Origin of the sequence: Pseudomonas sp. PA-7-1E (genome assembly GCF_021605325.1) — a bacterium.
GTDB lineage: Bacteria > Pseudomonadota > Gammaproteobacteria > Pseudomonadales > Pseudomonadaceae > Aquipseudomonas > Aquipseudomonas fluorescens_BV.
Genome location: NZ_WKFA01000068.1, coordinates 20,504 through 27,187, shown reverse-complemented (window position 1 = coordinate 27,187; position 6,684 = coordinate 20,504). Strand labels below are relative to the sequence as shown.

Genomic DNA, 6,684 nt, shown 5'->3' with positions numbered 1-6,684 from the left:
GGATAGCGCCCACTGGCAAGCCCATGCGATTGCACAGCCACAGCACGCCGATCAGCAGAATAAACAGGCCGATGGAAAAACCGGGATTATCCATGGCGAAGTTCGCATCCGCCACATGGGCCGGCACCGCCAAGGGCTCACCGCCCACCACCTGGATCATCGCGGCCACACCGTCGCTGATGCCCTGGCTGAAATTGCCGGCCTTGAACTTGGGCAGGATCACCTGGTTGATGATCACCCAGGATTGCGCATCCGTCAGCACGCCTTCCAGGCCATACCCGACTTCGATGCGCAATTGGCGGTCATCACGGGAGACGATCAACAGCGCGCCGTTGTCCTTGCCCTTTTGGCCAATGCCCCACTGGCGGCCCAATTGATAACCGTAGTCCTCAATAGGCACGCCTTGCAGGTCGGGCACGGTGACCACCACCAACTGGTCGCCCGAGGTCTGCTCCAGCGCCTGCAGTTGCTGGGTCAGTTGCTCGCGCACCGCCGGGTCGATCATCTGCGCGCTGTCCACCACCCGCCCGGTCAGCGCCGGGAAGGTGAGCGCCGCCTGGGCCACGCCCACGCAGGCCAACAGCCACAGCGCCAGGCCTATCCGTAATAAACGCATCGACACCTCAGTGCAGCCTTATTTGAACTTCACTTGCGGCGCTTTATCGGCATCGGCGCTGGTGGCTTCAAACGTGGCGCGGATCGGCAAGTCGCTGTACATCACGCTGTGCCACAGGCGGCCCGGGAAGGTGCGGATCTCAGTGTTGTAAGCCTGTACGGCCTGTATAAAGTCACGGCGAGACACAGCGATACGGTTCTCGGTGCCTTCAAGTTGCGATTGCAAGGCCAGGAAGTTCTGGTTGGCCTTCAGGTCCGGGTAACGCTCGGACACCACCATCAAACGGCTGAGTGCGCCGCTCAGGCCATCCTGGGCTTGCTGGAACTGCTTGAGTTTTTCGGGGTTGTCCAGGGTGCTGGCATCCACCTGGATCGAGGTGGCCTTGGCCCGCGCTTCAATCACCGCGGTAAGGGTTTCCTGCTCGTGGGCGGCATACGCCTTCACCGTTTCTACCAGGTTGGGGATCAGGTCAGCACGGCGCTGGTACTGGTTCTGCACCTGGCCCCAGGCGGCCTTGGCCTGTTCGTCCAGCGTCGGGATGTTGTTGATGCCGCAACCGCTCAGCACGCTGCTGATCAGTAACAGCGCCGCAGCCTTGAAGCCCCAGCGATAAGTGTGTGCTGCTTGCATAGTGTTTCTCCTGCCCGATCTGATGGAATGTGACGACTAACCCTATAAACCACGCGCTTGGGGCATAATCCGCCACCACTGGAATGCTTTGAGCCAATCAGCTACAAAGATGCCCAGCGCGAAAAAGAGTTCAGAGTGTGCTGCATTTATCTGAACAACACCCGAACAACAATAGACGTTCCCCACATTTTGGCCGACAGCATCTCTCTGAATGCTGCGCAGTCGCCGAAAAAGGATATTCATGAAAAAGCTGTGTTTGCTCGGCCTTGTTGCCACTCTGGCCAGCCACCCCGTATGGGCAGAAACAAAGCCTGCTGCGCTTAACGACAAGGACGCCTTCGTCAGCGACCTGCTCAAGCAAATGACCCTGGATGAGAAGATCGGCCAATTGCGCCTGATCAGCATCGGCCCGGAAATGCCCCGCGAGCTGATCCGCAAGGAAATCGCCGCCGGCCGCATCGGCGGCACGTTCAACTCCATCACCCGCCCGGAAAACCGTCCGATGCAGGACGCGGCCATGCGCAGCCGCTTGAAGATCCCCATGTTCTTCGCCTACGACGTGATCCACGGCCACCGCACCATTTTCCCGATCAGCCTGGCCCTGGCCTCCAGCTGGGACATGGACGCCATTGGCCGCTCCGGGCGCATCGCCGCCCAGGAAGCCGCCGCCGACAGCCTCGATATCACGTTTGCACCAATGGTCGATATCTCCCGCGACCCGCGCTGGGGCCGCACTTCCGAAGGTTTCGGTGAAGACACCTACCTGGTGTCACGCATTGCCGAAGTGATGGTCAAGGCGTTCCAGGGCACCAGCCCCGCGAATGCCGACAGCCTCATGGCCAGCGTCAAGCACTTCGCCCTCTACGGCGCGGTGGAAGGCGGGCGCGACTACAACGTGGTCGACATGAGCCCGGTCAAGATGTACCAGGACTACCTCCCGCCCTACCACGCGGCGATCAAGGCTGGCTCCGGCGGCGTGATGGTCGCGCTCAACTCGATCAACGGCGTGCCTGCCACCGCCAACACCTGGCTGATGAACGACCTGCTGCGCAAGGACTGGGGCTTCAAGGGCCTGACCGTCAGCGACCACGGTGCGATCGTCGAGCTGATCAAGCACGGCGTGGCCAAGGACGGGCGTGAAGCCGCCAAGCTGGCGATCAAGGCCGGCATCGACATGAGCATGAACGACTCGCTGTACGGCAAGGAATTGCCGGGGCTGCTCAAGTCCGGCGAGATCCAGCAGAGCGACATCGACAACGCCGTGCGCGAAGTGCTCGGTGCCAAGTACGACATGGGCCTGTTCAAGGACCCGTACCTGCGCATCGGCAAGGCCGAGGATGACCCGGCCGACACCTACGCCGACAGCCGCCTGCACCGTGCCGAGGCCCGCGACATTGCGCGCCGCAGCCTGGTGTTGCTGAAAAACCACAACGATACCCTGCCGCTGAAAAAATCCGCGACCATTGCCCTTGTCGGCCCGCTGGCCAAGGCACCCATCGACATGATGGGCAGTTGGGCTGCTGCCGGCCGGCCTGCACAATCGGTGACCCTGCTCGACGGCATGAACGCCGTGATCGGTGAAAAAGGCAAAGTGATCTATGCCCGTGGCGCCAACATCACCGGCGACAAAGCGGTGCTCGACTACCTCAACTTCCTCAACTTCGATGCCCCGGAAGTGGTGGACGACCCGCGCCCTGCCCAGGTGCTAATTGATGAAGCGGTGAAGGCGGCGAACAACGCCGACGTTATCGTCGCCGCGGTGGGCGAGTCCCGTGGCATGTCCCACGAATCGTCGAGCCGTACCGATCTGAACATCCCGCAAAGCCAGCGCGACTTGATCAAGGCCCTCAAAGCCACCGGCAAACCGCTGGTGCTGGTGTTGATGAACGGCCGTCCGCTGTCGATTCTCGAAGAGAACCAACAGGCCGACGCGATCCTGGAAACCTGGTTCGCAGGTACCGAAGGCGGCAACGCCATCGCCGACGTGCTGTTCGGTGACTACAACCCATCGGGCAAGCTGCCGATCACCTTCCCTCGTTCGGTAGGGCAGATTCCGACCTACTACAACCACCTGACCATCGGCCGGCCATTCACCCCAGGCAAGCCGGGCAACTACACCTCGCAGTACTTCGATGACACCACCGGCCCCCTGTTTCCGTTTGGCTATGGCCTGAGCTACACCACGTTCAGCCTGTCGGACATGGCACTGTCGTCCACCACGCTGAACAAGACCGGCAAGCTCGATGCCAGCGTCACCGTGAAGAACACTGGCAAGGTCGATGGCGAAACGGTTGTGCAGTTGTATATCCAGGACGTGGCCGGTTCGATGATCCGCCCGATCAAGGAGCTAAAGAATTTCCAGAAGGTCATGCTCAAGGCTGGCGAAGCGCGCACGCTGCACTTCACCATCACCGAGGACGACTTGAAGTTCTACAACGCCCAGCTCAAGTTCGCGGCGGAACCGGGTGAGTTCAATGTGCAGATCGGCTTGGATTCCCAGGATGTGCAGCAGCAAACCTTCGAACTGCTCTGATCTGAAGCTGTAAACACGGTCGCTGTGGGAGCTGGCTTTTGTGGGAGCTGGCTTGCCTGCGATACAGGCACCTCGGTTTGTCAGGTGTACCGAGGTGATGCTATCGCAGGCAAGCCAGCTCCCACAGTTGATTGAGGTGGCCCGACTAACCGCGCCGATCCAGCAGGTTCACCACCAACCGATCAATCCAGCCCCACACCCGCTGCTTCACCCGCCGCCACAATGGCCGCGCCTTCCATGCCTCCAGGCTCACCGCCTGGCTTTGGGCAAAGTCCGCTTCGAAACTGCCCACCACCGCTGCCGTCAACTGCGGGTCCAGCGCTTCCAGGTTGGCTTCCAGGTTGAAGCGCAGATTCCAGTGGTCGAAATTGCACGAGCCAATGCTCACCCAATCATCCACCAGCACCATCTTCAGGTGCAGGAAACACGGCTGGTATTCGAAGATCTGCACGCCTGAACGCAGCAGGCGCGGATAATAACGGTGCCCGGCGTAACGCACCGACGGGTGATCGGTGCGCGGGCCGGTGAGCAGCAAACGTACGTCCACACCGCGCCCTGCTGCCCGGCGCAAGGCACGGCGCACGCTCCAGGTTGGCAGGAAGTACGGGGTCGCCAGCCAGATACGCCCCTTGCTGCTGTTCAAAGCACGAATCAACGATTGCAGGATGTCACGGTGCTGACGCGCATCGGCATACGCCACGCGGCCCAGCCCCGGCCCGGTGGCGGGCACCTTGGGCAAGCGAGGCAAACCAAAGTGGGTAGCCGGTTTCCACTCACGGCGCGCGGCGTTAGCGTGCCATTGCCGGTCGAACAGGGCCTGCCAGTCCAGCACCAGCGGGCCGCTGATCTGCACCATCACTTCATGCCAGTCGGCGGTGTCTTGCCCCGGCGTCCAGAACTCGTCGGTGACACCGGTGCCGCCGACCACCGCAATGCGCTGGTCGATCAGCAGTAGCTTTCGATGGTCGCGATACAGGTTGCGCATCCAGCGCCGCCAATTCAGGCGGTTGTAAAAGCGCAGCGCCACGCCGGCATCGGTCAAGCGCTTGCGCAACCCCAGGGTAAACGCCAGGCTGCCGTAATCGTCAAACAGACAACGCACCTGCACGCCGCGTTCGGCGGCCAGCACCAGTGCCTGCACCATGGCCTCGGCGCAGGCACCGGCTTCGACCAGGTACAACTCAAGGTCAACCTGCTGCTCAGCCCGGGCGATGCCCACCAGCATCTGCGGGAAGAAATTCGGCCCGTCGATCAGCAATTCGAACTGATTGGCGCTGCGCCACGGGAACACCGCGCCGCTCATGTCAGCGCGCCGTGAAGATCAGCACCGCACCCACCGGCACCGACAAACTGATCGACTTGAGCCCTGCCGCCTTACGCAAGGTAGCCACACCGGGCGCCAGGTCGAAATCTTCGGCATGCAGCACCACGGGCTCCAGGGTTACCACCTGGAAACGCCGCTCATCCAGGCGCGTGGCCAGCAGTTCGGCGCTGTAGGTCTGGGTCTTGCCGTGCAGCGTGACGCTCAAGGGCAGGCGCAATTCCAACTGCGCGCCGGACGCCAGATCATTGATGGGCTGCAGATTGATCTGTGCGCTGATCTGCGCTTCGGGGAAGGTCTTGATCTCGAACAGCTCTTTACGCATGCGCTCGTCGCGCAGCGGGATGCCGCTGTTGATTGAGTCCAGCTCCACTTCCAGCCGAGCCGCACCTTTGGCGTCGACTTTGCCGTGCAGCACCAGGAAGCGCTGGACTTCGGCAATCTCGGTGTTTTTGGTGGTGACGAAAGACAGGCGCGAGGATTCGTTATCCAGGTACCAATCGGCGTGGGCGGGCACAGCAGCAAAGGCCAGCAGCGCGAAGACCAGAGGTTTGACATTGAACATAAAGACTCATGGGGCAAAAAACCTGGGCGAACCTTAAGCGCAATCTCACAACCGGCGCAAATTCAAATGTGGGAGCTGGCTTGCTGTGGCGAGGGAGCTTGCTCCCGTTCGACAGCGCAGCTGGAGCCGGCTTTTTGGGGGCGCTACGCACCCCAGCGGGAGCAAGCTCCCTCGCCACAAAAGCCAGCTGCCGCAGGGTTTTTGCTGTGTTTTCAAACCAGCGTTCGTTGCACTTCGCAGATCGTTTCTTCAAGGCTGCCCATGTGCAAATTCAACACCCGCTCCACCGGCGCCTGATGCATCGGCCAATGCAGCGCCATGCTCCCCACCAGGCGGCCATTGGCGCGCACCGGCAAGGCCACCGCCCGGATCAGGAACGGCAAACGCACCGGATATTCCCAATAGCCCTCGGTACGCTGGCCAAAGCCCTGGTGCTGGGTTTGCTCGCATGCGCGATAGTGCTCGTCTGCCGCCACATGATTACGGCCTGCCAGGCGATTTACTTCTTCGGCCGGCAATTGCGTCAAGCAGGCTTTGCCCATCGCGGAATGGAACAGGCTGGCATACTGGCCGACGATCTGGCAGTTGTTCGGGTACAGCTTGCGTAACACGCTGGGAATCGCACTCTCCATGACCTCCAGGCGCTCGCCATCGAAGCACGACAAGTCCACCACCAGCCCAGTGCGCTCGCTGAGCTCCAGCAACCAGGGCGCGGCGCTCTCCACCACCTGGCGCTTGAAGCGTTGCTGGGTATCGCCAAACAAGCGCCGGGCACGCAGGCGGTAACGCCGATCGCTCAGGCCGCGGTAGACCCACCCCTGTTCCTGCAAGGTCAGCAACATGCGCGACACCGTGGCCTTGGGCAGCTGCGTGAGGTAGTGCAGTTCTTCCAGCCCCAGCGCCTGGTGCTCGCCCAGCAACTCGACGATTGCCAGAGCGCGCTCAACCGAGCGTACGGTGCCTGTCTCCATGTTCGATCTCCCTGTTGCCGGTGGATGATCTTTTTTCACAGCAAGATA

The 6,684-nt window shown here is 61.5% G+C and carries 6 protein-coding genes; 1 reads left to right on the top strand and 5 read right to left on the bottom strand.

Going from position 1 to position 6,684, the window contains the following annotated elements:
* A partial coding sequence (locus tag GIW79_RS26220; protein ID WP_236477440.1) for a TPM domain-containing protein occupies window positions 1-616 on the bottom strand: 616 nt, incomplete at its 3' end.
* 18 nt (window positions 617-634) lie between these two features.
* The gene (locus tag GIW79_RS26215) at window positions 635-1,246 is read right to left on the bottom strand and encodes a LemA family protein (RefSeq protein ID WP_014717327.1); all 612 of its coding nucleotides are present in this window, start codon (window positions 1,244-1,246) and stop codon (window positions 635-637) included.
* Window positions 1,247-1,487: 241 nt separating this feature from the next.
* Between GIW79_RS26215 and bglX the strand changes: the two genes are divergently transcribed.
* Window positions 1,488-3,779: a beta-glucosidase BglX gene (bglX, locus tag GIW79_RS26210; RefSeq protein ID WP_054898726.1), complete on the top strand. Its 2,292-nt coding sequence runs from the start codon at window positions 1,488-1,490 to the stop codon at window positions 3,777-3,779.
* A gap of 145 nt (window positions 3,780-3,924) precedes the next feature.
* Here the strand turns inward: bglX and GIW79_RS26205 are convergent, their stop codons facing one another.
* The 3 genes from GIW79_RS26205 to GIW79_RS26195 all read right to left on the bottom strand — a co-directional run bounded on the left by GIW79_RS26205 (window position 3,925) and on the right by GIW79_RS26195 (window position 6,636).
* Window positions 3,925-5,082, bottom strand: coding sequence for a phospholipase D-like domain-containing protein (locus tag GIW79_RS26205; RefSeq protein WP_034126534.1), 1,158 nt, complete (start codon window positions 5,080-5,082; stop codon window positions 3,925-3,927).
* 1 nt (window position 5,083) lies between these two features.
* Window positions 5,084-5,665 (bottom strand): YceI family protein, encoded by a 582-nt coding sequence (locus tag GIW79_RS26200; RefSeq protein WP_054898725.1) that lies wholly within the window; start codon window positions 5,663-5,665, stop codon window positions 5,084-5,086.
* Between the two features lie 212 nt (window positions 5,666-5,877).
* Window positions 5,878-6,636, bottom strand: a complete 759-nt coding sequence (locus tag GIW79_RS26195) for a helix-turn-helix domain-containing protein (protein WP_236455413.1) — start codon at window positions 6,634-6,636, stop codon at window positions 5,878-5,880.
* Window positions 6,637-6,684 lie beyond the last annotated feature (48 nt).